Consider the following 26,764-nt stretch of genomic DNA (forward strand, 5'->3'; position numbering starts at 1 on the left):
ATTCTAGGTGGAGAGAAAAATATGTCAATCTAAATAAGAATCAATTTGAAATTGATTCTTATTTGTAATCATTGAGAATTACTTAATAGAATTCATTAATTCAATTCTTTGTTGTTCAAGAGTACTGACTTTACCGCAAACCTTTTTACCAAAACGCTGAAAATCTTCTTCTTGTACTTTCCATTCAGCTTTCAAATTATTCTGCAATCCCCCTAAACTACCCAGCAAAGATTGTAGCGCCTGATTATTATCACCATTCAGACTAAATTGTTTATTGCCAATTTCATTAATGCTGTCCTGTAATACTCCACCAAGGCTCTGTTCAATTAAGCTACGACTCTCTTTTTCAACTTGCTTAATCGCCTGATGATGAAATGCCATACCATCCGAGCGGGTTTCAATAATCTGGTTTATCTGTTTATTCAGCCCTGATTCAAGTTCGGACAATCGGTTACGCACATTACTATCCTTACCCATAGTATCAATAACGACTTTGTCCAAGGATTTACGAGCAGTTATCAAATGCTTGCTAGTCTCTTGTTTAATCCAAGGCAAATCCTGCCGCAAAGCCTGCTGATAATGTCGTGCTTTCTGACGCTGTTCAGTATTTAAGTTCAGGTTTTTACCGTCACGGATAATCGAGCCATCAGGTGAAATCTGGAGATTGCCACTTGCCCCCACAACCTGAACTGATTTAGGTGTGATAATAATGTCATTCTGTGGGTTTACCTGACATTCATAACCTGCCTGAGCCTGAGCAACAAATAGCAAAGATACTGCAATAATAGTCTTGCGTAACATATTTTCTCCTAAGAAAACCACCTGAGAGTTAAAAAACAGATCGACCTATACGATCGGCTAATAATTCTAAGGCAGCACAACCGGCTAAAGAGTTCCCCGAACGATCCAACTCTGGTGACCAAACGGCAACAGTAAACTCTCCCGGCACGACACACACAATCCCACCACCAACGCCTGATTTTCCCGGCATACCAATTCTGAATGCAAATTCACCTGAACCATCATACATACCACAGGTCATCATCAATGCATTAATCTGCCGGGTCTGGCGGGGGCTTAAAATCTGCTGTTCAGCACCTATCGTACTCCCCTGATTCGCTAAGTAAACGAAACATCTGGCAAGTTCAATACAATTCATTTTTAAAGCACAATAATGGAAATAAGTTTGCAACACAGCGAGCACATCATTATCGAAATTACCGAAGGATTTCATCAAATAGGCAATCGCCGCATTCCGGTGAGAATGTTCCATTTCAGAACGAGCAACTTTGTTGTCGTAACAAATATCAGAACAACCGGCAAGCTTGCGTACAACTTCTAGCATACGCTGTTTAGGTGCACTCAACCGCGACTGCAACATGTCACATACAACTAATGCACCCGCATTAATAAAAGGGTTACGGGGTTTACCTTTTTCCAGTTCCAACTGAACTAATGAGTTAAATGGCTGACCGGAAGGTTCCTGCCCGACTCGCTGCCAAATTTCCTGTTCCTGATAACGTGTCATCGCTAAAGTCAGGCTAAAGATCTTAGAAATAGATTGAATCGAAAAACGCTTCTCAGCATCTCCAGCATGAAATATCTGCCCATCAATGGTGCAGATAGCTATTGCCAGGTTATCAGCGGGAACTTCCGCCAGTGCAGGAATATAATTTGCCACTTTCCCTTGGCCAATCAGGGGGCGAATTTGTCGCAAAATATCCGACAATAACGTGTTAGAGAACGTTGTACTACTCACTGATTTTACTCCAGACAAGGGCACCCGATTAAAACTAATAGGTACCCCTGTTGTTATTCAGGCTATTTTACAGCGATATGTTAATCAATCCCACCAAACGTCAAACAATTCCGAAGTCATGACGTCTTCCATACCACGATCCTTCAGCCATTTCTCAACCAATTGGCGATGCTCTTCTGTACACATACCAATTTTTTGCAGGCAGATTAAACCTTCCCAATGCAAATAACCACTGGCATCCAATGCTAAGCCATTAGATTCAATTAATTCATCAATAAATGCATCAACAGTACTGTCGATAACATCAACAGGCGTGTCAGACGGAAAGCTCCACTTAACAGAAAAGCCTAACTCTTTGAATTCATCAATGTGCATCTTTTTACGCAAACGACGACTGCGGTTTTTAGCCATTATTTAATCCTCTTATACATGATATCCCACACGCCATGCCCCAACCGCTGACCGCGCAATTCAAATTTCGTTATCGGGCGTGAAGATGGACGCGGTACATAATCACCATTTTCAGACAAATTAAGGTAATTATCCACGCTATTCATCACTTCCAACATATGTTCAGCATATGGCTGCCAGTCAGTCGCCATGTGGAATATACCCCCCACCTTTAACTTGCTTTTTATCAGCTCAGCAAATGGTGGCTGTACAATCCTGCGTTTGTTATGACGTGCTTTATGCCACGGATCTGGGAAGAAAAGCTGTACCATTTCCAGACTGTTATCCGGGATCATATTCTCCAGCACTTCAATAGCATCATGACACATCACCCGCAAATTGCTGATTGCTTCATTTTCAGCAGAAGCCAAGCAAGCACCGACACCAGGCATATGTACTTCAATCCCGAGAAAGTTTTTTTCAGGATTTTGGCTTGCCATTGTGACCAGAGAAGCTCCCATACCAAAGCCAATTTCCAACACAATAGCGGCTTCACGTCCAAAAAGTGCCCCCATATCCAGCTTTTCTGCCTGATATTCAACGCCCATTTTTGGCCAAAGATTATCAAGCGCTTGTTGCTGACGATTAGTTAACCGACCCTGACGGCGAACAAAACTCCGGACACGACGCAGTGCCCTGCCATTCTCATCAAATTCCGGCGAAATTACGTTATTTATCATAGTATTTCTGTCAGTTTTAGCGGCATTTATTCAAGAATTCATGGCTGCTTTACTGGCAAACCACCTAAAGAGAGCGCATTATCCAAAGATGGGCGATTTTAGCAAGCCCGGAAGTTACAAGTACAATTTTAATCCTAAATTGCGCAATACCACGGAAATAAAGTTCCGGTTTACAGCGAGGTTACACTATGTTGCAATCTTGTTCACGAAACACTGATTTTCCCTGAAGATAATTATCCTAATGATAGAAGCAAAGCAATTCTCCAAAGTGGTACTGGATTGGTACCACCTTTACGGTCGTAAAACCCTGCCCTGGCAACTGGAAAAGACGTCTTATCACGTCTGGCTTTCAGAAGTGATGTTACAACAAACTCAAGTTGCAACAGTCATTCCCTATTTTCAGCGCTTTATTTCACGTTTCCCTGATGTGGTTTCACTTGCCGCAGCACCACTTGATGAGGTCCTTCATTTATGGACTGGCCTTGGTTACTACGCCCGTGCCCGCAACCTACATAAAGCAGCACAACAGATCGCAGAGCGGTATCATGGAGAATTCCCGACAACATTTGATGATGTCGTTGCCTTACCTGGTGTCGGTCGTTCAACAGCAGGTGCAATCCTTTCACTTTCTCAGGGTAAACATTTCCCTATCCTTGATGGCAATGTTAAACGCGTATTGGCTCGCTGTTACGCAATGGAAGGTTGGCCGGGTAAAAAAGAGGTTGAAAACAGCCTTTGGCAAATCAGTACCAACGTAACACCGGCAAAAGAAGTGGAATACTTTAATCAGGCAATGATGGATTTAGGCGCAATGGTTTGTACCCGCAGCAAACCAAAATGCGAAATTTGCCCGTTGAATCAAGGATGTATTGCTTATGCAAACCATAGCTGGACAAAATACCCGGGCAAAAAACCTAAACAGAGCATTCCTGAGAAAACAGCTTATTTCCTACTGATGCAAAATAACGACTCTGTCTGGCTGGAACAGCGCCCGCCAACTGGGATCTGGGGTGGTTTATTCGCGTTTCCTCAATTCGAAAGTATAGATTCATTGAATGATTGGCTGGAACAATCCGGTATTTCTCATAGCAAACATGAGCAACTCACCGCATTCCGCCATACATTCAGCCATTTTCATCTGGATATTGTACCGATAAAAATAAATATTTTATCTTTTGCTGCCTGCATGGATGAAAATAAAGGACTTTGGTATAACTTACAGCAACCCGCGACTGTTGGGTTGGCAGCACCAGTTGAATATCTGTTACAACAACTGAGTTGAATCCCATACCCGCTATATTTGAGGATAGATTATGAGCAGAACTGTTTTTTGTACTTTCTTACAACGCGAAACCGAGGGACTGGATTTTCAGCTTTATCCGGGAGAGTTGGGCAAACGCATTTTCAATGAAATTTCCAAAGAAGCATGGGGGCAGTGGATGAGCAAGCAAACCATGCTAATCAATGAGAAAAAGCTTAACACCATGAACCCGGAAGATCGTAAATTGCTTGAACAGGAAATGACTAAATTTCTGTTTGAAGGTCATGATATTCAAATTGATGGATATACCCCACCGGAAAAATAATATATACCCAATAGATTTCAAGTTGCAGCGCGGCGGCAAGTGAACGCATCCCCAGGAGCATAAATAACGATGTGACTGGGGTAAGTGAAAACAGCCAACAAAGTAGCAATTTGAAGGATAAAGGGTAATATTAGCTTTCATCAGAGCCGCTGGCTCTGATGTTGTATTCAACACCAGATGGCAATGTAAGATGAAAAAATTGTTAGCTCTGTTTGTTATTGCCCCACTTCTCGTTTCCTGTACCAATACCAAAAATATCAAATACAACGAAGAATATATAAAAGATACCAATGGCTTTGATATTTTGATGGGCCAGTTCGCTCACAACATCGAGAACATTTGGGGGTTGCACGAAGTATTAATTGCAGGCCCAAAAGATTACGTTAAATATACCGATCAATATCAAACCCGCAGCCATATCAATTTTGAGGCAGGGACAATCACGATTGAAACAATTTCTCCGACTGAACCGACAGCACATTTACGCCAAGCCATCATTGCTACCTTATTAATGGGTGATGATCCAGGTTCAGTTGATCTCTATTCTGATACTAACGATATTCAGATCAGTAAAGAACCATTCCTTTACGGGCAGGTTATGGACAATAACGGCCAGCCAATCCGTTGGGAATGGCGAGCAACACATTTTGCAGATTACCTGATTACCAATAAATTACAGAAACGCCAGTCCGGTTTACATATCATCTGGTCTGTCACTATGCAATTGGTACCAAACCATCTGGATAAACGTGCACATAAATATCTGCCATTGGTTCGTCAAGCCTCCATCAAATATGGAGTGGATGAATCTCTGATTTTGGCAATTATGCAAATAGAATCTAGTTTTAACCCGTATGCTGTCAGCCGTTCTGACGCACTTGGGCTAATGCAAGTTATGCAATATACCGCTGGCCGTGATGTCTTTAAGATGAAAGGCAAATCAGGACAACCAAGCCGCAGTTATCTGTTTGATCCAGAAAATAATATTGATGCTGGTACTGCATATTTATCGATATTACAAAACAGTTATCTGGGAGGCATCACTAACACAACATCCCGCCGTTACGCAGTAATAACCGCTTATAATGGCGGTGCAGGCAGTGTATTACGAGTATTCTCCAACGATAAGAAAAAAGCGGCTCAAATCATTAATAGCATGGCACCGGGTGATGTTTATGAAACTTTGACGACCAAACATCCATCGGCAGAATCACGCCATTATCTGATGAAAGTAAATACTGCCCAGAAAAGTTATCATCATTAGAATATTAAAATGTTAAAACAATAAAGTAATAACGGAGAGCAGTTTTTCTACTCTCCGTTATTTTTACTTATATTTTTAGCCAACAGACTAATTTTAGAGCATACATTACTATTTCAGAAGAAATCTATTGACGAGTTCTACCAAATACGGTTTAATGCGCCCCGTTGCCCGGATAGCTCAGTCGGTAGAGCAGAGGATTGAAAATCCTCGTGTCGGTGGTTCGATTCCGCCTCCGGGCACCAATTCAAAGTGCGTTGGTTGAGAGATTAAAAAACTCGACGGGCGTTCAATACAGGAACCTAAATGCATCGTTTCAGTTGACTTGATCTTGCATCGCTTCGATATAAAGTATAAAGGTTCTAGATTCAGGATATCTGAGAAATCAGATGTCCTTTTTTCGTTCGAGCGCAATATTTACAAGTTCTATTGCAACTGTCAAGCCATCCAAACTAAAATCAACGAATTAATTAACACGATGTTGTATATCGGTTGTTAAGATTTCCCAATTGATCAGAAGAAGGTGAGTTATGGAAGATTGTATCGGTTCAAAAAAATTCCCCATCTTGCAACAGGGAATTATTTATGTAGAAAAAGGCAAATTCAGACAACAGCGAGAATATTCTGTTTTATCCGATTAGCATTTCGCCTCTTTCTGGCTCAACATCAATATACAGCATCAACTCACGCTCCAGCGCGCGCCCGGCAATATCCAGATTGATATCAATATATTCCATCGTTGTGGCAATACTGCGATGGCCCAGTAATCCGCGCACCATTTGCAAATTACGATCAGGCGCTTTCATCAGTTCAGTTACCAAAGTATGCCGGAAACTGTGGGGGCCCACATCAAATCCACACTCCTTTGACAAACGCCGAAAGAATGATTTTATTGTCTGTAATTGATCAGTTTCATTTCCTCTGTCTGTTTTGGCGGTAAAATAGTTCACACAGAACTAGGGGATCACTGAGTTTTGCCCCAGCGGCTTGCGCACGTTCCAGCAAAATCTCCAGCCTCGGATACAACCATTTCACCACCAGCACCTGGTGTTCATAATGGTTCTTACTCCCCTCAGAGCAAAGAATAATCCGGCGTTCTTTCAGGTCAATATCCCCGAGTCGGATATGTAATAACTGATTTTGCCGCATCCCGGTATAACGCAACGTATCCAGTACCGTCAGCCAGTACCAGGTCGGATATAATGCACAGAGACCTTGATGACTATTCCCTGCCTGCCGCTCCTGCTCTTCAAATTTCCCCATCGTGAGATACAACGCTGTCAGTTGTTTTTTGGTTAATGTTTTCTTTTTCTTCTTGTTCGCATTAACCACAACCCCATTGAATGGGTTTTCCTCCTGGGGCAGTATTTTTTCTTTTATCGCGAAATTAAACAACGCCCGCATATGCGCAATCTTACTATTCCAGGTCACACCTTTATACTGCTGACGATTTTTCCTGAGACGACAAGGCCAGTTTCCCAGCCAATGTACAGGAGTATACATGACCCGATGACGTTCATTCGTCAGTGCATCACCTATCACCACCTCCCCAGGTATCCCCAATAGAGAAAGCTGGATATAGGCCATCGAAGCCGCCACAACATCAATATCCACACAGGATACCCACATATGCTGAGCAGGATTATAACCTGACATTTTCAACACTTCCGCTGCCGCAATAACCATACAACCCGCACCACAAGCTGGCTCATATAAGGTGAAAAAGGGCTGCCTCGTTAAGCGTTGCCCGACGTCACTCAACTGCATTTTCGCCATTGCCAAGCTGATGGGCCAGGGAGTAAAGAATTGCTTCAGGTGTTTGTTGCCCAGATTCAATTGCATAAAAACACCGCCAAGAAAATCATGGGGTTCAAATTCCAATCCCATCATGACATGTTCAAGCAGTTGAGAAAACCGGCTAACATCTTCCGGCTTATAGTGTTTGATGATTTGCCGATATCCTTGCTCCAGCTTACTGTCCGGGCAGACTGCATTATGCAGACTAATTGCCGCACATTGTACAAAATCATCGAATACTCGGTTACGATAATAATAACGGGCAGTTTCATTAAACAAGGTAATAAACGCTTTTTTATGATCAATCAAGACAGACAAAACATGCTCCTGGAAAATGGGGAACATGTCCCACCAAGGGATATATTCCCCCTTGTGGGTAAATCGCCGGCGTAATACCCGCCGGCAGTCGCGTTATCAGACGCTCAGGCAAACCTGAACTTTTTTATGTCAATTCACCCCAGGGAATTTCCCTGCGAGATAACACTGTCAGCGCACTAACAGCCGTCATGTGAAATATTGCCGAGAATGTAGGCCGGCCCTATCACCTTACGGATACCGTCTTCCTCACCAAATTCCAGCTCATCAACGCTACCTTCTTCCCACTGCCCATTCCGGTATTTGTCGTAACCACAAAAGCCACAGACATCTTCAAAATAATGGGTGATATGGCAGTGATATTGTTTGGATAAAGGAACCATGATTTTTTCATACCACGGCTCCCAAGGTGCTGCGTCAAAACTCCCGGTTAAACTGCCATCATCATTGTGCTTCCAGGCTATTTCATAACCTCGCGGCCGTACCATATCGTACAATCGGAAATACAACTCATGAGTTGTCTCGTAACCCCTTAACAATCCGCCGCAAAATCCATTGATTTCACTCGCAAGATGGGTCGGTATCAGCAGAAACAAGTCACAAGGCACCGTCTCTGTCAGCCGATCATCAAGATGAGACCACAGCATTTCCGTGTCACGTTCTCCGTTCCAATCAACCAGACCGAACCAGTCACAGGACTTTTGGTTAAATAAAGCCATGATGGTTTTCTGCGCTGCCGGGAGCAACGTCTCCCATTTTCGCTCGGCCAGACCACTTTGTTGGTATAGCCTGTCAATTTGTTGGCTGGTGACTTCATCAAGCGCAACATTCTCTTTTAACAAGGCCAGCCATTGCTCAAATGCCCAATTTTCCGGTGACATTTCACCCACTCCACTCGCTACCAGCGCTGGATAAAGTGGGTAATCTATTGTTTCAGTCGGTTGCAGAAGACCAGCACAGCCCGCGACAAACAGCTTAATACTTTGATGGATCGCCTGCCCGTAATAGGGAATTTTGTCTCCCAATCCCCATTGTTGCAGGGCATCCAGTTGGTCAGGTTGGCCAATGATATTCAAACGATTGGCGTACCACTTCGACATAGTAAAACATCCTCTTTTTTTACCGGAAAAAGGGCACACCTTGTGAAGGCAATGCCCCCACAGGCAAGTGATAAGTTCAACAATGTGAAAAAAGGCTATCCGGCTTTCGGATAGACCCATTCAAGTTATTTATAACCGGACAGCCGGTCTCCACAATTTTGTGGCCTGTACATCAGAGCGCCTTCTCTTTCCAAACGCCGCGATAATCCTGCCCGTCATCACTCGGTACAAATCAGGCCGGAAACGCCTGCCGTGGCGACGGGCAGTTTTATTCTTACGAACGATTTTTAGGTAAGTTTTGGTATGAATCTTTTTCATCAATAATGCTCCGAAATAAAAACGGGCATTATCCCCTGAGGGGAAATAACGCCCGTCAGGGTGAAAACAACTGCCGGCAGCCCGGCAATCAGGGGTAAAATTGTGTGATAATTTGTGTGGCTGTCAGCGTCACCTTCAGATCACATTTGTCATTCAGTAACCGGTTGAGTGTAGATATGGAGAAACCCAGCTTTTCCGCAAAATCATCGCCGCCCGCTTCCTCCCAGGCACGTTCATACCAGCCTTCGTCCTTCTCCGGATGATAACCGCAAGCATAAGCGACAAGATATTTGCCGTTTTGCATCGAACCGATATCAGACATGATATAAATGCTCTGATCCTTGACCAGCAACACGTCACACTGATGGGCTATCGCTTCCTGCAACACAGGTTTCAGATCTTTAGCCTTAAAAAGTAACATCGTCATTCTCCTGAGGAGAAACGTTCCCATTGAGGGAACATGTCCCCCAATGGGTTAAAGTTTCGTTATGCTGCCAGCCTCTGTACTGGCGAAGACAAGCTCACCGAACGGGTTTTCAGCACAAACTGCTCATCTACCCATGTGATTGCCTCATCCACCACATCCCGATAATCCTTGAGTGCTGGGTTATTAACATTTTCAATGTCTACATCTGATCGAAAACTCTCTATCACACGACCATTTTTGTATACCACATCAACCTGGAACTGGACTGGCGTCATGAGTCCATCAGAGACCTTATCGATATAGTCTTCGAGATACCATGACTCAAATTCCTCTGCGTCAATATTGTGTAAATCCTGTGGCCCCATGAAGACATCGATGTAACCGACAGAGAAGGAAAAACGCCGTATTAAACGGGGTTCAACCTGTAAATGACGAAGAAATTGACCCAGACGTTCAAAACAATACAGACACGTTTCTGTCAACTGCTTATCCAAATAGTCCATAAAACGTGTCCAGTACTTTTGTGTTTTGCTGAACTGTTCCAGCCCAATTTGTTCATCTTCCGGTAGATTATCCTGCGCCGTCAGACGCAAAAACTGCTCTGCCGTTAGATTCAGTAACACGGCTGTATCCGGCCGGATAAGGGTATCCACACGACCACTGCTTTCCGGATGGGTATAAGGCATCAGCAACGGATCCTGATAAACATGAGATATCGCATCCATCCCCCGTATCCATAACGTCAGGATACGTTCACTATTTCTGCATCTAGCCCGGTTTGCCGGATCCTCAGACAAGCTGTCCAAAAGATGAGTCATGACAGGCAAAAGTAACGCTTTGGTAAACTTTATATGGGTATTGACGTAGTCTCCCTGGCTTTCATTAAACAGACAGAAAATAGCGTCGTCATCCAGCTCCAGCCCCATTCGTTCTACGAATTGATGCCGGATATAAAAACGTAATAAAGACATAAGGGAAATCTCGTGATTGACGGGGTTCCCCCTGTAGGGGATATCCCCTATCGGGTTAATGTGATGCCACCCAATGGTGACTTGAATTAAAAATGTGTGTCAGCTGGCCTTGCGCATCGCTATTTCATCTTCAGCTTCCTGACGCTGACGTTTAAATTGCCAGAATCCTAAATGGTACATTGGCGTCACCATTTGCTGAGACATGACATTAGTGAGTGAATTGCCCACCGTGACCACGGCCGGGACACCCAGCAACGACAGTTGGATATAAGTCATCATCGCGGCAACCGGGTCAATATCGACACAAAACGCCAACATCTGTTGCTGAGGATTAAACCCCGCTTCCAGCATGGTCTGATACATCGCAATAATCATCCCGCCGGCACCACAATCCGGATCAGACACCGTGATATATTCATGCTCTCCGGATCCCAGCCTCGCCAAGCCCTCAGCGAGCTTCATTCTGGCCATCATATGATTGACCGGAAACGGCGTAAAATACTGACCAGTCTGGTCATTACCTAATTCCAGCGCCATGAAAATAGCACCAAGAAAATCACCGACTTCATACTCCAGCCCCATAATAACTTCACTCAGCAAACGACTCAGCCGGAATGCATCTTCACGGGAATAACGTTTAACCCGCTGCATATAGTCCGCTTCAAATTCATCATTTTGCAACAGCGCGTTGTACAGTGAACAAGCTGCCATATGCACAAAATCACAGAACACCTGCCAGCGATTTTCATGCGGCGCAATCTGGTTAAACAGTCTGATAAAAGCCTGTTTATGTGGATTCGGTTCCCGGTAAGTGGCCGCCAACGGCAATTCCACAACGTTATCGTCAGACGGATCATTATCTTCATCTTCACGGCTACGGTCAGACGCCACCGGCGGTAACAGCAACCGTTCAGATTGTGATGATCTGTCCGGTTCACAGGTATCAGCCGGTTCTGTCGCCGGGATCCGAGAATAGTTCAGACACGATGGCTGGCTGGAAAATAACGCCAATGCCTCACTGGCCTGCCCCAATTCTTCCGGAAACAACCTGCCTTCTGGCTGGTCACGCCGTTCCCAGTGATATATTCGGGCTAAAGCACTGACAGCCATCAGCGGTGTGATACCCTCATCAATATGGCGCTGAACCACCTCATCATATTCCAGCATGGTGTCATTCAGCGGCAGACCATAGTGCTCACTGAGCAATACGGTAGCCATCTGCTGCCACAATTCCACCTGGCTTGGTAACTGCTGTCGCCGGTCTTGCAAATAATCCATTGCACGGCGGGCATCATTAGCAGCCTGAAATAACCACCACGGATCTGAGTCCAAAGCGTGTTCCCAGAGTATCGTATTATCAGGATATACCAGGTTACCCCGGACACCCGTCAATGCAGCCAAAAACGCGGCGCCTAGTGCTGTCACCCATTGTTCCCGACTTTCATCCCACTCACTTCGGGTTGTCAGGCCAAAACGGTTTAACCGGGACGGATGGCCAGAGGCATGAACCAGTTGATGCAATAAATCATGCCAGTATTGTCTACTTTCGGCATAGTCCTGACAGCCAGGCAGTTCAATACGGTCATGCAACGACCGGTAAACGGGCACAATGCCTGACCGATGAACCACCGGGATCCCACTGGCCGTCACCAGTTGCTGAACAGCGGCAAAACCGGGAGCCGGACGGGGTGGTAAAGGGCAACCTGGTTGGAGTTCTGCCGGCAGTCCTTCACATTGTTCCAGATTAATCACACGCATCAGCGACATTGAAGGCCGGTAACGGACGATGGTTGTCGGTTTTTCACCTTTGACCACACATCCGCCTAACGCTCTTAAATCATCACCGGTTAACCAGCGGTTAGATATCAGCTGCCGCTGCAACATAGTTTGCCAGAGCAACAGCACATTGATACCGCTAAACGGTTGTCCGGTCAGTGCATGCTGCGGCAAACCGTACTCACTGGCCGCTTACCAAGGCTGCTGCCAGAGCACCCTTCCACTTTCCAGGCTGTCTGTAAGACGTCGGGTTATTAACCGGCAGATATCGTCCGGTAGGTAAGAAATGGTCATCATCTTTCCTGTCTAAAATTAAGGAAGAGACCATTCCACAGGGAGTCGTCTCTCCCCTGGAGATAAATAATTAGCGCATGAAATAATTAGCTATTCTGGCCGGTAACGCGGTCAGCCCGTGATAAACCGCTGACAAATCAACCTCATAAGCGTGAAGAATCAAATATACTCCCGTCACCAGCGACGTCAATGCTATCCCGGTCAACAGCCAACGACGACGCTGCCTGAGTTTCTTCTCCTTTAGCTGAATCTGTTGATACAGGAACAGCCCCAGAGTCTGCAACTCACTGAACCGGTGAAATTCCTCACGCCGTAAGGCTTCACATGCCTCATCGTAACGCTCAAGCTCTGTCGGATGATGACGAGCAAGAAAACAGCGGTAACCGTGATTTCTCAGGGTGTGATAGTGATTGTCGAATTGCGCCTGCAACCACTGATTAAACCGGCTACGGGTTTTTTTGAATATCTCCGGCTCAGCCAGCGCCTGCACGGACAGGGACTGGGACGGTGACCGAATGTGTTCTTTAGTCGTCATTGTACTCATAGGGTTAACTCCTTTTGTAAAAAAATGACTGACGGAGTTAACCCTCACGGGTTTCCCCGTCAGGGTAATCAATAAAATTAGGCGTCCAACGCAATCAACAACCGATCAGATTCATGTTTAAGCCGCAGCGCTTGCCATAAGGGAGCCTTCATGTCGCCGTCATACGGCAAACAGAAAAAACCAAACGTCACCTCACACATTCCCGGCTTTGTTGCCGACCAGGCTTTGAATGCCTGGTAAATCAGTTGATGAAACCGTTCTGTTTCATATTCCGGCGCAGACGGATAACTCACCATTCGCCGCCAGACTGGCTCTTCAATCGCTACAGCCGGCATCACCCACCGGGTAACGGCAGTCAACGTCTCATTGACCATTATGCGGCCTCATCATAAGCATGCGATAAACTACGCTGTCTCAACAGGCGCGTTAGCATCTGTTGTGCCGAATCCACCGCTTCCGTTTCGTCGATAAGGTACCGTTCGCCATAAAACGGCTCCGGACTCTCCTCACCGAAATACAGCAACTCCACACCCGGTTTGTAGCTGTGTCTATCTCTGACCACAACCGGTCTCCCGCATGACTTCGCGTCATCAGAAAGTTGCCATTTACCCGCATACACCGTTTGTCTCCGAGCCTGGGTCATATGAGTCACCGGCAGTCTCACCTGTCTTCGGCGTAACAACCAGGACATCACATGGTAAAACGACAGAGAAATCCAACGAATAACGCCCAAAAGTACTGTCGCAAAGATCATTAACATCGTTCGTCTCCTTTATCCCCATAACAACTGGAAAACCAGCAACAGCACACCTAACGTCAGGATCCCCGCAACTTTGAACAGCGTTATCATGCCCAAAAGTTTAAGGAGTGCGTCACGATCCCGATAATCACACTCATCACGGATCAAATCGCGGATAAGTGAGCATTGTTTCGGCGTTAACATCTCTGAAGCCGACAAGGTTGTCGTATCAGTGGGGGGATGAAAAGCAGGCATTAACCACTCCTGTTACCGGGAGCCTGCCCTTGACGGGGACAAGCCCCGGGAAATGTAAGGAAGATGTTCATCACGAACATCATACAAAGTAAATAAATCCGTCAGGTCAATCCCTGTCAGGATGCCTGATAAGTATCGCCAGCCGAGGCAATCTCCCCGGCTTAACTTTGCGCCCAATCAGTGCTTCAGACCGGACAGATTTCATCAATATTTCAGTTAATCACGATAAAGTTTGCATAATATTTCCTCAAATGTAAAAAAATGAGGAATAACCTCATCCCTCAGGGAAAGGCATTCCCCATCAGGAGGTGGTTGTATGACAGAGACAACAGAGAACTAACCCTGTCCCTCGGAGGTGAAATCATCAAATGGCAAGCCTGCCACCGTGTGTTACTAAAAATGCACCTTCATCACTGTAATCAGTGATACCCGTTTTCAAAGGATAAACGGGTGTACCGCCCAAAGGCACCATCTCTCAGGTTACAATGGTTTTATGACGAGTCACCCAAAGGCGTCAGTCTCAGACTCGTCTGACATTGGCCGTTGTCCGAAAACAACAAGTTAACCCGTTGATATTAAGCCCAGGGCTATTTCGATTCAAGCCAAATTCAAAAGCCAATTAATCATCACTGCACTGTTTATTGTAGACACGGGCAACATAATGTCCTCGTCCATCTCCATGTCCCAAATCCATTGAAACCATCGCTTCCGCTTCTTTTCGACTTAATCCTTCCGACAAATGATAATTTATTGCCTCAACAGCATAAGCATAACGCAAACTGTGTGGTGAAGACTTTCCGGTTAACCCTGCTTCCCTAGCTATATTCCGGTAACGATCAATGGCCGAATGTAAATTCGGCTTATCAATCAAACGCCCCTTATTTTTATTGGTATACTTTATTGCCGTCCTGACTGCCTGGAGCACTTTATCCCGATCAACAACTGTCGTATCACGAGGACGTCCTCCTTTTGTACCAAACACCACCCTCACTCTTTCATCCCCACGCAATAAAGCTTTTTCCCACGTTCTTAATGATTTTGCCGCCTGAACAGCTTCCTCCGTTCGTAGGCCTAGATAACGAGAAAGTTGCATAGCAGCAGCCACACCTTCATCTTTCCCACGAACCAAAACAAGCGTCGTGTGATAACGCTCATCCGAAATCGCCATTTTAGTTCCCTCCCGGCTGGCGCCAGATAATCCGAGCGCACGATTACTTAACCGCTCGTGATGAGGGTTAGCTAATTGAGATCTTCCCGCCATAGCGAATATCGCCCGAACAGCCGCCATCTCATTTTGTAACGTTCGCTTTGAAATATTCTCTGACTTTCGGCTATCAATATATTTTTCGATATGACTAGTTTTCATATTCTTAATATCACGGATTTGAATATTTAATATCGCCATGCTTTCCGCCAGACGTTTGGCTATTTTCATTCTGTCTGAAACGGTTTTAAAACTGCCGCCAGCCTGACGGGCCAAGGTTACTAACTGTTTACTCAATTTTGACATTCAAACGATTCCCTTTTTAACACACACGACACCACCGCTTGCAACCTGACGGACGCAAGCAATACTAAACGGCATTCTGAATGTCATATCTCAACCCCAACGGCACGGTTTGGTTTGCGCTTCCTGCGGCTCGACTGATATCTGTGCATCGGGGCGGTGAGATTGTTGAGTTCTTACGAGGCACCCCAGCTCTCTGAGCTGTTCGCGGTTTACACCGTCCTGACCGTTGTCAGACTACCTCCAACGCCAGTTTTCACTGACGTCGCCATCAATACCGAGTCGATTGTTCTCCTTCTTCTGAATATAAAACGTCAACATGATTATTTTTCACTCAAGACGTTAAGGTGAATTGCGATCTTCAAACCCTCCGACCGGTGTACTACGTATTGATCAGAAGGTAGAAGATGCAAGGAAAGCTTGTATTACGTGGTTTGGGATGTTGTACGCTGGCAGCGTCACTTGGTTTTCGTTATCACGCCAACAAGTGACGCTGCCCGTTTCCTCCGCGCCCAATGCGTTAGAAGATATCCAATAATATATCGAACCTGGCAACGGTCTGCCGAAACGCTGAACAAAACCGCCAAAACAAGCAAATCGCAGGTTATTGTCTGATGATACTGACAAGTCAGAAAATTATATGTGAAATTGCACCTTCATCACTGTTGTTAGTGATACCCGTTTTCAAAGGATAAACGGATTTACCGTCCGAAGACGCCATCTCTCAGGTTATGATGGCATTGAGATTCAGTCACCCGAAGGCGTTCCTCTCAGACTGCGGGAACATTAACGATCGCTTACGCGACTAAGAAATGCTCCTTTAAGTTACTCAAGGTTTATCTCAACGTCAAGAAAAAGGCTTTTCATGCTGTGATGGGAGAATAATTTATACTCTTCAAAAAGATGAACAAAATGACAAGTTTAACAGTTGACAAAAACCAGGATTGGCATAGACAAACCCTCACTGAAGCTCTTTAAGCTCCTTAGGATTCATGATTTTTTCCAATCTGTGAGTTAATTGCGGCGTGATAGCACTGGGTTTATTTTTACTTGATATAGTTTGTTTAACCAAAGATCGATATGGACAGTCCAACTAAGCATCAAGTCCGGTAATAGAAAAATCGGGTGCATACTTACTACCCCCACTACCAATACCTGCTGTTTGATGGTTACCTCCCTACTGCTTTTAATCCGCAATAACATAGCCTGTTCTGCCAACTTAGCTAATATAATCAGAAAAGAAAACCTATTACTACGCGGTAACGAAAATCCTCTTTATTGCAAGTGACTTTTTCCGGTAATGAGACCTATTTTTGTGACGCACATCACAAAATAAAACAAAACAATGAAATTAATTTGAAATTATTACTATTGATTATTAAATAACTAATATTAATGTATTTTTTATATGATTTGTAACACAATAATAACATGAGTCTATTTTTTGACTAAAATATAACCCCTTGTTTTTGCTGATATCTTAACCACCCCCCGCTTTTAGTTGCCTGCGTGACAATAAACTTCAAACATTGATCGCTAAGTTAAATTTATGGTTAATACCGCTTCGTAATTGTGGAATAGACGTACAATGAAAAGCAGTATCTTGGTATTAACGGTTTTTTGTCGCCTGGCTTCAGGCAGTCAGGCCGCCGACCTCTCAGAGCAACAACTCATTCATCAACAGGCCCGTCAGCAAGCACTGGAGGCCCAATTAGCTCCATCGCCTGAAGCAGTTCGCCTGTCTGTACTGGAAAAAACCTCGCCCGCCGCCTTTCCGACGGCAGCACACGGCTTTCCCCTTGCCCGGGTCCCGCCATTCGGTACTGGCCGTATTCATTCAAATAACCCGGCTGCCCGTGTGTAGTCTGTGCGTGGAGACCCCCCATGAACAAACAGTTATATCGTCTTATCTTTAACCGATCCCGAAACAGGCTGATGGTGGTGGCGGAGATTGCCCGGGCCGGGCAAGGCAGCACCGCGCGCCGTCGGGGGCGGTCATCGGCTCAACGGTTGTGTCGCCTTACCGCGTTCCAGTTCGGTTTATTGCTGGCCCTGGGCGGGATTTCACTCACCGCCCAGGCGGCGATTGTGGCCGATGGACAGGCACCGGGCCAGCAACAGCCGACCATTATCCCCAGTGCCAACGGCACGCCGCAGGTGAATATCCAGACCCCCAGCGCTGCCGGCGTGTCCCACAACACTTACCGCCAGTTTGATGTCGATAAACGCGGGGTTATCCTCAACAACAGCGCAAAGGCGACCGAGACCCAGCTGGGCGGCATGGTCGCCGGCAATCCCTGGCTGGCTAAAGGGGAAGCCAAAGTGATCCTCAATGAAGTCAACAGCCGTGACCCCAGCCACCTCAATGGCTGGATTGAAGTCGCCGGACGCAAGGCTGAGGTGGTGATTGCCAATCCGTCCGGGATTACCTGTAATGGCTGTGGTTTTATCAATGCCCATCGCACCACCCTGACCACCGGTGAAGCCCTGATGGAGCGGGGGCATCTGACCGGTTTTGACGTGAATCAGGGCGAAGTGCGTATTGAGGGGCAAGGGATGGACAGCCGGCAGCAAAATTACACGGACATCATTGCCCGCGCCGTTGCCCTCAACGCCAAATTACACGCCCAGAACCTGAAAGTGACCACCGGGCGCAATCGCGTGGATGCCGCACACCAGACCATCACGAAAAAATCCGCCGCTGAAGATGAGGCCCACCCACTGTTCGCGCTGGACAGTACGGCACTCGGCGGGATGTATGCTCATAAGATTCTGCTGATAGGCACCGAAGCCGGTGTCGGGGTGCGGAATGCCGGCGATATCGGCGTGCCCGCGGGGGAAGTCTTCGTCACCGCCGATGGCCGGATTGAGAACCGGGGCACAATCAGCAGCCGGGACGCGCTGCAATTAACCAGTACCGCCGGGATAGATAATCAGGGCAAACTGCTGTCGCAATCGACGGTCACTTTGCAGGCTGGGGGCCCACTGCACAACCGGGGCCGGATTGAGGCGCGGGGGGATATCACCGCCACCGCCCAGACGATACAGAGTGACCGCCACAGTGTCTGGGCCGCCGGACTGGATGATAACGGGAACACCACCCGCCCCGGCTCACTGACCCTGACCGCCCAGCAGGTTCAGGCTGGCGGGAAAAATCTGGCGACCCATACGCTGAATATTCACGGTCAACAGATTGACCTCAGCGGCAGTCAAACTGTAGCGGGCGACATTCAGCTGACGGCCAGTCAACCGGGCATCAGCACGGCACACGCCAGCGTTAACGCAGACCGTTTTACTGCCCATACCCCGGGCCAGTTTAATAATACCGGGGGGCAATTAACAGCGCGGGAAATCCATTTAACCACGCCCGATATCGCGAACCAGCAAGGAAAAATGACCCAGACCGGTCCCGGTGAACTGACCCTCCACACCCGGACCCTGAATAACCGGGGTGGCACCCTGTTTAATGCCGGATCACAGCTGACGATCACCACCGACCAGCTCGATAACCGTCAGGGCAACCTCGTCAATCAGGGGGATAACTTCCACCTGACCGCGCAAACCGCAGACAACACTCAGGGGCAAGTGCAACTGGCCGGCAACGGTCAGCTGTCCCTGACAGCCCAACACTGGCTGGGCCATCAGGGCAAACTGCTGACCAACGGCACGCTGGCTATTCAGGCCGGTGACCTGCAACTGAATCAGGCCGAGACCCGCGCTCATCGCATTACTCTCAACGCCGATACGCTGAATCATCAGCAGGGTGTGATGCAACAATCGGGCACCGATACCCTGGCCCTGACGGTCAACACGCTGAATAATCAGGGCGGCAAGATTGCCGGTAACGGAAACCTGAATGTTGAGGCAACCACAGTCGATAATCGCCATGGCAACATCGTGGCGGCTGAAAACGGCTCGTTGACATTGACGGTTAACGACACGCTGGATAACCAGAATGGCCGACTGGAAGCCGGTAACGATATCCAACTCACCGCGACCCAACTGGATAATCGCCGGGGAACCCTGGCGGCCTCTGGGGGCAGTGCCACGCTGACTATCGGGCAACAGATTCAGAACACCCACGGCCATATCGAAGCCAAAACCCGACTCACTACGACCAGTCAGGCTTTGGATAACACCCAGGGGACATTACTGGCGCAACACATCACCAGCCAGACGACCGGGCACCGCTTCACCAATACCGCCGGACAAGTGATCGCGCAAGATACCCTGACCTTACACAGTGGTGAGCTGGAAAACACCGCCGGACTATTACAGTCCGGGGGCGACATGACGGTGAAAACTCACGGTCACTGGCTCGCCAACACCGCCACGACGGACCAAAAAGGCGGCCAGTTATTGAGCGGCGGACACTTAACGCTGCATACCGGCGATATCGACAACACCGGCGGGATCATCGCCGCAGACGGCCACACTACCCTGACCAGCACCGCGCTTAACAATACCCGGGGACAGATAGCCGGCAATGGCGGACTGGACATTCACAGTCAGCGGCTTACCAACCGTCAGGGCACCTTACAATCCGCCGATGCGCTGAATCTCGATACCGATGGACAGGGACTGGATAACCAGCAGGGCCGTATTCTCGGCGATGGCATCACCACCGTCACCAGCGGCCCGCTGGACAATCGCCACGGTCATCTGCAAGGCGGACAGTTGGTTATTGGCACCCGACAGGCGCAGACAGATAACCGGGACGGCAAATTGTTGTCGGCAGGTACGTTCAACCTGAAAACCCAGCAGCTCGACAATCGTCATGGGCAGGTGCAGGCGGTGGGCGACACCGTATTGAATGTTAAAACCCAAACCGATAACACCGGCGGCCTGATTCGTGGCGGTGCGCAATTGACCTTGAGCACCGCTCACCTGATTAATCGCGACACGGCGCAGACGGATAAAGGACTGGAAGCCCAAAACCTAACGGTTAGCACCCAACAGGCGGACAACAGTCAGGGCACTTTACGGGCCGCCGACCACCTGCAAGCGAATATCAGCCAGACCTTGAATAATACTCAGGGGCGGGTCTCCGCAGGCAAACAGCTCACTATCAACCGCGAGGCTCAGCAACCGCCTCTGAGGATTAACAACCAACAAGGCACCTTGATTGCCGGGAAACAGGTCGATATTCAGGCTAATACGCTCAGCGGTGACGGCCAACTGTTATCGCAGGGCGATATGGCGGTGACCTTAACCGAGGATTTTCACCATACCGGCAACACGGCGGCCAATGGCAATCTGACCCTGAAAACCACCGGCAATCTCCTCAATGACCGCCCGATAAAAGCCGGTCAGGCGCTGCATCTTGGGGCGCAAAATCTTACTAACAGCGCCACCGGTGAAATCAGCGCCGAACAAACGCAAATCAAGGTCCACGATACGCTGACCAATACCGGACTGATTGACGGCAACCTGACCCATCTTACGGCTCACACGTTGACCAACACCGGCACCGGACGGATTTACGGGGACCATCTCGCCCTCCAGACGGGGACCCTGAATAACACCGCGCACGCCGGCAACGCGGCGGTGATTGCCGCCCGTGACCGGCTGGCTATCGGCACTGACACCCTGAACAACCAGCATCATGCGCAAATTTACAGTGTGGGCGAGACGCATATCGGCGGCCAGCTGGATAACACCTTATCCGCCACCGGTCAGGCGCGTGAACTCACTAACCACGCCGCCACCCTCGAAGCCGGCGGTAATCTGACGATTGACGCCAACCAGCTCCACAACACCAACGCCGGGCTGGTGACTCAGGTCGCCGAAACCGAACACGCCCGGCATCACGATGCGGCGCTCAGCGGCCAGACTGCCCGCTATGACTGGTCGCAGGTAGACACCGCCCGGCGGGACAAATACGGCGTGCATACCGCCCGGATGCCGGACGGCAGCCGCAGCGATAACTTCTATGAGTATCAGTACACCCGTACCGTGACGGAAACGCAGGTCAAACACAGCGACCCGGGTAAAATTCTGGCCGGCGGCCATCTCACCCTTAACAGTGCAAACGTGACTAACCACGACAGCCAAATTATTGCCGGTGGCGCGCTGACGGGCACGATTGGCGAACTGCACAATCTCGCCACGCAGGGCGAACGTATCACCACCGAGACCGGCAGCCAGACCCACTGGTACGCCAAGAAAAAACGGAACAAACTCGGCATCGGCGGCACCAAAACTTCGCAGGGAAAAAGTCGCAGTGGTTATAACCCTGCGCCGGTGGTAGAAACGATTGACCTGAAAACGCTGGCCTGGCAGGACCATGCCCGTCCACAGAACACCGATATCACGATTACGGACCGACAGACCGGCCAAATTCACGCGGCTCCCACGGCGGTGAAACCGGTGAGCGGGATAAACGACCAGCCGCGGGTCTTGCCACCTGGTCAACCGTTTGAACTGAGTTTGCCCCCAGAAACGGTGAAAGGGCAACCCATCGACCCGGTGATACGTGTCGTGACCCCCAATACCCGCCTGCCGGATAACAGCCTGTATACGGTGCAACCGGCCAGTGACAGCCACTATCTGGTCGAGACCGACCCGAAATTTACCCAGTATAAACAGTGGCTGGGCTCGGATTATATGCGGCAACAGTTAACGCACGACCCGGCGCTGGTGCACAAACGCCTGGGCGATGGGTTCTATGAACAGCGACTGGTGCGGGAGCAGATTACCCAGCTGACCGGCCAGCGCTACCTGCCCGGTTACCATAACGATGAAGCGCAGTTTAAGGCGCTGATGGATGCCGGAGTGGCTTTCGGTAAGGAACAACAACTCACCCCCGGCATTGCCCTGAGTCCGGCCCAGATGGCGCTGCTGACCGCCGACATTATCTGGCTGACCAACCAGACGGTGACTCTGCCGGACGGCAGCACGCAGGTGGTGACGGTGCCCCAGGTTTACGCCCGGGTGAGACCCGGCGACCTGAGCGGAGACGGCGCTTTACTGGCCGGTAATACCGTGGCCCTTAACAGTCAGGGCGATATCACCAACAGCGGCACGATTAGCGGGCGTGACGTTACCCAATTGACGGCCAACAACCTGACCAACAGCGGCTTTATTCGCGGCGGTAAAGTGGATGTGACGGCCCGGCAGGACATCACCAACCGGGGCGGCCAGATTCAGGGGGCGGATAAAGTTGTGCTGCAAGCCGGTCGGGATATCACCAGCGCTGCGACCCTGCGCGGAGATGCCGCGAACCGCTGGCGGGACCGTCCGGCGGGGATTTATGTGCAGAACGACCAGGGCACCCTGTCGCTGAGTGCCATCAACAATGTGCAATTAACCGCCAGTGAGGTGAAGAACGCCGGTAAAGACGGTCGCACCGAGATAACCGCCGGCCATAACCTGACGCTGGATACCCTAAGCACGCACCGTACAGAACAGGGCGACTGGGGGAAAGATAACTATCGCCATCTGACCCAACAACAGGATATCGGCAGCCAGATAACCGGCGCCGGTGAGGTGACCCTGCAAGCCGGGCAGGATTTGACCGCTACCGCCGCCCACGTCAATGCCGGTCAACAATTGACGGCGCAGGCCGGAAATAACCTGACATTGACAACCGGTACCGCCTCATCCGACTTAGTGGAGCACAGTAAGCAAACCAGCAAAGGCTGGCTGTCAACCTCGTCCGTGGAAACCCACGACGAAGTGCATGACCGGCAGGCGCTCAGTACCACCTTCAGCGGCGATAAAGTGACTTTACAGGCCGGTAAAGACCTGCATATCCGCGGCAGCAATGTGGCGGGCACACAGGATGTCCGCCTGAACGCCGGTCATCAGCTGACCGTCACCACCGCCGCAGAATCTCACGGTGAAACCCATTTGCGGCAGGAGAAAAAATCGGGCTTGATGGGCACGGGCGGTATTGGTTTCACATTAGGCCAGGCCAGCCAGAAAGTCACCACGGACAGCGACAGCCAGCGGAATAAAGGCAGCACCGTGGGCAGCAGCCAGGGCCATGTCACCCTCAATGCCGGTACCCAGCTCAACCTTCACGGCAGTGACCTGGTGGCCAGCAAGGACATCACCCTGACCGGCCAGAACGTGAATATCACCAGTGCGGCAAACCATCACACTACCCTGACCAAAACCGAACAGAAACAAAGTGGCCTAACGGTGGCGCTGAGTGGCACGGCAGGCGGCGCCCTCAACAGTGCGGTGCAGACGGCCCGGGCCGCGCAGCAAACCGAAGACCCGCGCCTCAAAGCCCTGCAACACACTCAGGCCGCCCTCAGTGGGGTACAGGCGACACAGGCTGCCCGGCTGGCCGAAGCCCAGGGCAGTGATAAAGGCAATAACACCCTGGCCGGGGTGAGCCTGTCCTACGGTCGTCAGTCTTCCCGTTCAGAACAGCAGCACCAGCAGACTACCCAACAGGGCAGCCACCTGACCGCCGGGGATAACCTCACGATAACGGCGCACGGTGACGATAAAGGGGCATCCGGTCCGAACGGCGATATCCGCATTCAGGGCAGCCAGTTACAGGCGGGCAAAGACCTACAACTCAATGCCAGTCGGGATATTCAGCTCTCCGCCAGCCAGAACACCGAACAGACCACCGGCAAGAGCCGCAGTCACGGCAGCGCAATGGGCATGGGCGTCACCGCCGGCCCGGGCGGCACTGGCTTTACGGTGTCGGCCAATGTCAGTCGGGGCAACGGCCATGAAACCGGTCACGGTGTCAGCCACAATAACACCACGTTACAGGCGGGACAGACCGTTGAGCTGAACAGTGGCCGGGATACGACGCTGAAAGGGGCACAAGTCAGCGGCGAACAGATGACCGCCGAGGTAAAACGCCATCTGTCATTGAGTAGTGAACAAGACAACCAGCGCTATGACAGCCGACAACAGAATGCCAGCGCCGGCGCCAGTGCCACCGTAGGCCCGCTCACCAACGGCAACGGCACCCTGAGCCTCAATGCCAGCCGCAGCAAACTGCACAGCAATTACGATTCGGTGCAGGAGCAGACCGGGCTGTTTGCCGGTAAAGGCGGCTATCAGGTTAATGTGGGGGACCACACCCAACTGGACGGGGCCGTGATAGCGAGTCAGGCCGACAACGCGAAAAACACCCTCAACACCGGAACACTGGGCTTTAAAGATATTCAAAATAAAGCGGACTTTAGCGTTGAGCAGCAAAGTGCCGGCGTCAGCCTTGGTCAGCCAACCACCGGTCAGGTGCTGAATAATCTGGCGGTCAATGCGCTGACCGGCTCAAATAATCAGGGCCATGACCGCAGTACCACGCACGCTGCGGTCAGTGACGGCACCCTGATTATTCGGGATAAGGACCACCAGACGCAGGATATCGCGAACTTAAGCCGTGATACCGATAATGCGGCCAATGTCCTGAGGCCGATATTTGATAAGGAGAAAGCGCAACAACGGCTGAAACAGGCGCAACTGATGGGCGAACTCAGCGCCCAGATGACCGAGATAGCCGGCACGGAAGGGAAAATTATCGCCACTAAGGCGGCGAAAGCGAAACTCAATCATATCAGTGAACAGGATAAAGCCGATGCCAGAGAAAAGTTGATCAACGCAGGTAATAAAGCCCCCTCGCCAGCGGATATCAATAAGCAAGTTTATGACACCGCTTACACGCAGGCGTTGAATGACTCCGGCCTGGGGACCGGCGGCAAATACCAGCAAGCGTTACAGGCGGCCACGGCAGCCATTCAGGGGCTGGCCGGAAACCATTTGGGGCAAGCACTGGCCGGTGGTGCTTCGCCTTATCTGGCGGGCGTGATAAAAGAGCTGACCACCGACCCGCAAACCCATCAGGTGGATATCGCCACCAACACGCTGGCCCATGCGATTTTAGGGGCGGTAGCAGCGGAAGTCAGCGGTAACAACGCTGTGGCAGGAGCTGCCGGGGCCGCGTCGGGCGAGCTGGCGGCTCAGGTGCTGATAAAGCAGCTTTACGGCGACGCGGCTAAAGTCAGCGAGTTAACGGAGGAGCAGAAACAGACTATCAGTACCCTCTCCACCCTGGCAGCGGGACTGGCCGGCGGCATTGCCGGTGACTCCACCGCCAGCGCGCTCACTGGGGCACAGGCTGGGAAGAACGCAGTTGAGAATAACTCGTTGTCCGGTGATAAGGCCAGAGAGTCAGTCAAACAAAGTACCGAATGGTGGAAAAATCAGGTTAGGGAAAAATTGGGTGAAGGTAAAACTTCAACGGCTGTGAATAGTGTGTTAGGCGCCCTCAATGATGCCGGTGACTTTGCTCTTGCGGGCGCTGATTACCTTTTTGACGGTGCAGCCGCTATTACATCTTGTGCTATTGGGGATAATTATTGTCAGCGTGCGCTGAATGATCTGGAGGGTAAAAATCAGGCTGTCGCGGGTAGTGTGAAATCACTGATGACGGGTGAAAGTTGGCAGGCCATCAAGGAAACTGCTAAAAAAGCGGGGGAAGGTGATCAGTTAGCTTCAGAAAAACTGGGTGCAGCTATTGCTGGCGCCTTGATCCCTGGTAAGAAAGTTCCCACTGTGTCATCAGCTGTTTCTGGCACTAATAAACTTGAGTCAACGGTAGCCAGTGCAAACAAAACGACAAGTGGTGCCGAGAATATCGCCATTTATCCGAAGTTAAAATCAGATCTAGTTCAGCAAAATCTGGATAATATTGCAAAACAGGACTCAAGGTTGGCGGCTGTAGTTAAAGGTGATAATGGTAAGCTCAATTATAGCATTGGTACCGGAACTCGAGCAGAAGCGGATAGATTAGGCAAAATCTGGGTAGGAGATGGAGCCAAGAAGACTACTGGAGATGGCTGGGTTAGTGCAGATGGTACGAGAGGTTATAGACCGCCATCAGAGAAACCTAATAGTGCCCATGCCACTACTGGAGTGCAAGCCAATTTTGAAACATATTCTATTGATTATAAAGGAAAATCAAGTAAAACTGGGAACGGTCATTTAAATATTCTGGATTAAAGGAGGATGCA

22 protein-coding genes and 1 tRNA gene are annotated in these 26,764 nt (G+C 49.4%); 7 read left to right on the top strand and 16 right to left on the bottom strand.

Annotated features, from left to right (window positions below):
• Nucleotides 1-78 precede the first annotated feature (78 nt).
• The 4 genes from BDD30_RS15680 to trmB all read right to left on the bottom strand — a co-directional run bounded on the left by BDD30_RS15680 (nt 79) and on the right by trmB (nt 2,889).
• The gene (locus BDD30_RS15680; RefSeq protein WP_015835407.1) at nt 79-801 is read right to left on the bottom strand and encodes a YggN family protein; all 723 of its coding nucleotides are present in this window, start codon (nt 799-801) and stop codon (nt 79-81) included.
• 28 nt (nt 802-829) lie between these two features.
• Nucleotides 830-1,759, bottom strand: coding sequence for a glutaminase B (glsB, locus tag BDD30_RS15685; RefSeq protein ID WP_121302698.1), 930 nt, complete (start codon nt 1,757-1,759; stop codon nt 830-832).
• Nucleotides 1,760-1,843: 84 nt separating this feature from the next.
• Complete coding sequence (locus BDD30_RS15690) at nt 1,844-2,170, bottom strand: YggL family protein (protein WP_015835409.1); 327 nt, start codon at nt 2,168-2,170, stop codon at nt 1,844-1,846.
• Entirely contained in the window at nt 2,170-2,889 is a 720-nt protein-coding gene (gene trmB, locus BDD30_RS15695) for a tRNA (guanosine(46)-N7)-methyltransferase TrmB (RefSeq protein WP_015835410.1), read from the bottom strand. Before trmB ends, BDD30_RS15690 begins: the two co-directional genes overlap by 1 nt.
• Before the next feature lie 241 nt (nt 2,890-3,130).
• Here trmB and mutY point away from each other — a divergent pair, with 241 nt between their 5' ends.
• From mutY to BDD30_RS15715, 4 genes are all read left to right on the top strand, one after another.
• Nucleotides 3,131-4,171 carry an A/G-specific adenine glycosylase gene (mutY, locus tag BDD30_RS15700; protein ID WP_015835411.1) on the top strand — a complete coding sequence of 347 codons (1,041 nt, stop codon included), beginning with the start codon at nt 3,131-3,133 and terminating at the stop codon, nt 4,169-4,171.
• Between the two features lie 31 nt (nt 4,172-4,202).
• Nucleotides 4,203-4,475 (top strand): oxidative damage protection protein, encoded by a 273-nt coding sequence (locus BDD30_RS15705; protein ID WP_015835412.1) that lies wholly within the window; start codon nt 4,203-4,205, stop codon nt 4,473-4,475.
• 190 nt (nt 4,476-4,665) lie between these two features.
• A complete protein-coding gene (gene mltC / locus BDD30_RS15710; protein WP_015835413.1) occupies nt 4,666-5,739 on the top strand; it encodes a membrane-bound lytic murein transglycosylase MltC in 1,074 nt (357 codons plus the stop codon).
• 166 nt (nt 5,740-5,905) lie between these two features.
• Nucleotides 5,906-5,981, top strand: a tRNA-Phe gene (locus BDD30_RS15715).
• Between the two features lie 384 nt (nt 5,982-6,365).
• On the opposite strand, the gene BDD30_RS24295 is transcribed toward BDD30_RS15715, so the two are convergent.
• The 12 genes from BDD30_RS24295 to BDD30_RS15770 form a co-directional block, all read right to left on the bottom strand.
• Complete coding sequence (locus BDD30_RS24295; protein ID WP_167319318.1) at nt 6,366-6,584, bottom strand: tyrosine-type recombinase/integrase; 219 nt, start codon at nt 6,582-6,584, stop codon at nt 6,366-6,368.
• Between the two features lie 64 nt (nt 6,585-6,648).
• Nucleotides 6,649-7,851: an N-6 DNA methylase gene (locus BDD30_RS24885; RefSeq protein WP_015835415.1), complete on the bottom strand. Its 1,203-nt coding sequence runs from the start codon at nt 7,849-7,851 to the stop codon at nt 6,649-6,651.
• Nucleotides 7,852-8,027: 176 nt separating this feature from the next.
• Entirely contained in the window at nt 8,028-8,948 is a 921-nt protein-coding gene (locus BDD30_RS15725) for a DUF1281 domain-containing protein (protein WP_041382315.1), read from the bottom strand.
• 129 nt (nt 8,949-9,077) lie between these two features.
• Nucleotides 9,078-9,266: a hypothetical protein gene (locus BDD30_RS15730; RefSeq protein ID WP_081461607.1), complete on the bottom strand. Its 189-nt coding sequence runs from the start codon at nt 9,264-9,266 to the stop codon at nt 9,078-9,080.
• Between the two features lie 88 nt (nt 9,267-9,354).
• Nucleotides 9,355-9,687, bottom strand: coding sequence for a DUF3085 domain-containing protein (locus BDD30_RS15735; RefSeq protein ID WP_015835417.1), 333 nt, complete (start codon nt 9,685-9,687; stop codon nt 9,355-9,357).
• 65 nt (nt 9,688-9,752) lie between these two features.
• Nucleotides 9,753-10,664: a hypothetical protein gene (locus BDD30_RS15740; RefSeq protein ID WP_015835418.1), complete on the bottom strand. Its 912-nt coding sequence runs from the start codon at nt 10,662-10,664 to the stop codon at nt 9,753-9,755.
• A 99-nt stretch (nt 10,665-10,763) separates the two neighbouring features.
• The gene (locus tag BDD30_RS15745; RefSeq protein WP_015835419.1) at nt 10,764-12,614 is read right to left on the bottom strand and encodes a TA system toxin CbtA family protein; all 1,851 of its coding nucleotides are present in this window, start codon (nt 12,612-12,614) and stop codon (nt 10,764-10,766) included.
• A gap of 190 nt (nt 12,615-12,804) precedes the next feature.
• A complete protein-coding gene (locus BDD30_RS15750; protein WP_015835420.1) occupies nt 12,805-13,278 on the bottom strand; it encodes a hypothetical protein in 474 nt (157 codons plus the stop codon).
• Between the two features lie 77 nt (nt 13,279-13,355).
• The gene (locus BDD30_RS15755; protein ID WP_015835421.1) at nt 13,356-13,652 is read right to left on the bottom strand and encodes a hypothetical protein; all 297 of its coding nucleotides are present in this window, start codon (nt 13,650-13,652) and stop codon (nt 13,356-13,358) included.
• Nucleotides 13,652-13,960: a hypothetical protein gene (locus BDD30_RS15760; RefSeq protein WP_249039936.1), complete on the bottom strand. Its 309-nt coding sequence runs from the start codon at nt 13,958-13,960 to the stop codon at nt 13,652-13,654. The genes BDD30_RS15755 and BDD30_RS15760 overlap by 1 nt, the downstream gene beginning before the upstream one ends.
• A gap of 90 nt (nt 13,961-14,050) precedes the next feature.
• The gene (locus tag BDD30_RS15765) at nt 14,051-14,272 is read right to left on the bottom strand and encodes a hypothetical protein (protein WP_015835423.1); all 222 of its coding nucleotides are present in this window, start codon (nt 14,270-14,272) and stop codon (nt 14,051-14,053) included.
• A gap of 619 nt (nt 14,273-14,891) precedes the next feature.
• Complete coding sequence (locus BDD30_RS15770) at nt 14,892-15,782, bottom strand: integrase domain-containing protein (RefSeq protein ID WP_015835424.1); 891 nt, start codon at nt 15,780-15,782, stop codon at nt 14,892-14,894.
• Nucleotides 15,783-16,131: 349 nt separating this feature from the next.
• Between BDD30_RS15770 and BDD30_RS23210 the strand changes: the two genes are divergently transcribed.
• The 3 genes from BDD30_RS23210 to BDD30_RS15780 all read left to right on the top strand — a co-directional run bounded on the left by BDD30_RS23210 (nt 16,132) and on the right by BDD30_RS15780 (nt 26,753).
• Nucleotides 16,132-16,317 carry a hypothetical protein gene (locus tag BDD30_RS23210; RefSeq protein WP_147408137.1) on the top strand — a complete coding sequence of 62 codons (186 nt, stop codon included), beginning with the start codon at nt 16,132-16,134 and terminating at the stop codon, nt 16,315-16,317.
• Between the two features lie 1,050 nt (nt 16,318-17,367).
• On the top strand, nt 17,368-17,643 hold the full coding sequence (locus tag BDD30_RS15775) for a hypothetical protein (protein WP_015835425.1): 276 nt from the start codon (nt 17,368-17,370) through the stop codon (nt 17,641-17,643).
• Nucleotides 17,644-17,663: 20 nt separating this feature from the next.
• Complete coding sequence (locus BDD30_RS15780) at nt 17,664-26,753, top strand: two-partner secretion domain-containing protein (RefSeq protein ID WP_015835426.1); 9,090 nt, start codon at nt 17,664-17,666, stop codon at nt 26,751-26,753.
• The last annotated feature ends 11 nt before the right edge of the window (nt 26,754-26,764 follow it).

It is taken from the genome of Photorhabdus asymbiotica (assembly GCF_003634575.1).
In the GTDB taxonomy this organism is placed as follows: Bacteria; Pseudomonadota; Gammaproteobacteria; order Enterobacterales; family Enterobacteriaceae; genus Photorhabdus; species Photorhabdus asymbiotica.

What these genes read in the sequence shown, in the direction of transcription:
- BDD30_RS15680 (WP_015835407.1), bottom strand. Translation starts at nt 801, where the DNA reads ATGTTACGCAAGACTATTATTGCAGTATCTTTGCTATTTGTTGCTCAG.
- BDD30_RS15690 (WP_015835409.1), bottom strand. Translation starts at nt 2,170, where the DNA reads ATGGCTAAAAACCGCAGTCGTCGTTTGCGTAAAAAGATGCACATTGAT.
- trmB (WP_015835410.1), bottom strand. Translation starts at nt 2,889, where the DNA reads ATGATAAATAACGTAATTTCGCCGGAATTTGATGAGAATGGCAGGGCA.
- mutY (WP_015835411.1), top strand. Translation starts at nt 3,131, where the DNA reads ATGATAGAAGCAAAGCAATTCTCCAAAGTGGTACTGGATTGGTACCAC.
- BDD30_RS15705 (WP_015835412.1), top strand. Translation starts at nt 4,203, where the DNA reads ATGAGCAGAACTGTTTTTTGTACTTTCTTACAACGCGAAACCGAGGGA.
- mltC (WP_015835413.1), top strand. Translation starts at nt 4,666, where the DNA reads ATGAAAAAATTGTTAGCTCTGTTTGTTATTGCCCCACTTCTCGTTTCC.
- BDD30_RS15725 (WP_041382315.1), bottom strand. Translation starts at nt 8,948, where the DNA reads ATGTCGAAGTGGTACGCCAATCGTTTGAATATCATTGGCCAACCTGAC.
- BDD30_RS15730 (WP_081461607.1), bottom strand. Translation starts at nt 9,266, where the DNA reads ATGAAAAAGATTCATACCAAAACTTACCTAAAAATCGTTCGTAAGAAT.
- BDD30_RS15735 (WP_015835417.1), bottom strand. Translation starts at nt 9,687, where the DNA reads ATGTTACTTTTTAAGGCTAAAGATCTGAAACCTGTGTTGCAGGAAGCG.
- BDD30_RS15740 (WP_015835418.1), bottom strand. Translation starts at nt 10,664, where the DNA reads ATGTCTTTATTACGTTTTTATATCCGGCATCAATTCGTAGAACGAATG.
- BDD30_RS15750 (WP_015835420.1), bottom strand. Translation starts at nt 13,278, where the DNA reads ATGAGTACAATGACGACTAAAGAACACATTCGGTCACCGTCCCAGTCC.
- BDD30_RS15755 (WP_015835421.1), bottom strand. Translation starts at nt 13,652, where the DNA reads ATGGTCAATGAGACGTTGACTGCCGTTACCCGGTGGGTGATGCCGGCT.
- BDD30_RS15765 (WP_015835423.1), bottom strand. Translation starts at nt 14,272, where the DNA reads ATGCCTGCTTTTCATCCCCCCACTGATACGACAACCTTGTCGGCTTCA.
- BDD30_RS15770 (WP_015835424.1), bottom strand. Translation starts at nt 15,782, where the DNA reads ATGTCAAAATTGAGTAAACAGTTAGTAACCTTGGCCCGTCAGGCTGGC.
- BDD30_RS15775 (WP_015835425.1), top strand. Translation starts at nt 17,368, where the DNA reads ATGAAAAGCAGTATCTTGGTATTAACGGTTTTTTGTCGCCTGGCTTCA.
- BDD30_RS15780 (WP_015835426.1), top strand. Translation starts at nt 17,664, where the DNA reads ATGAACAAACAGTTATATCGTCTTATCTTTAACCGATCCCGAAACAGG.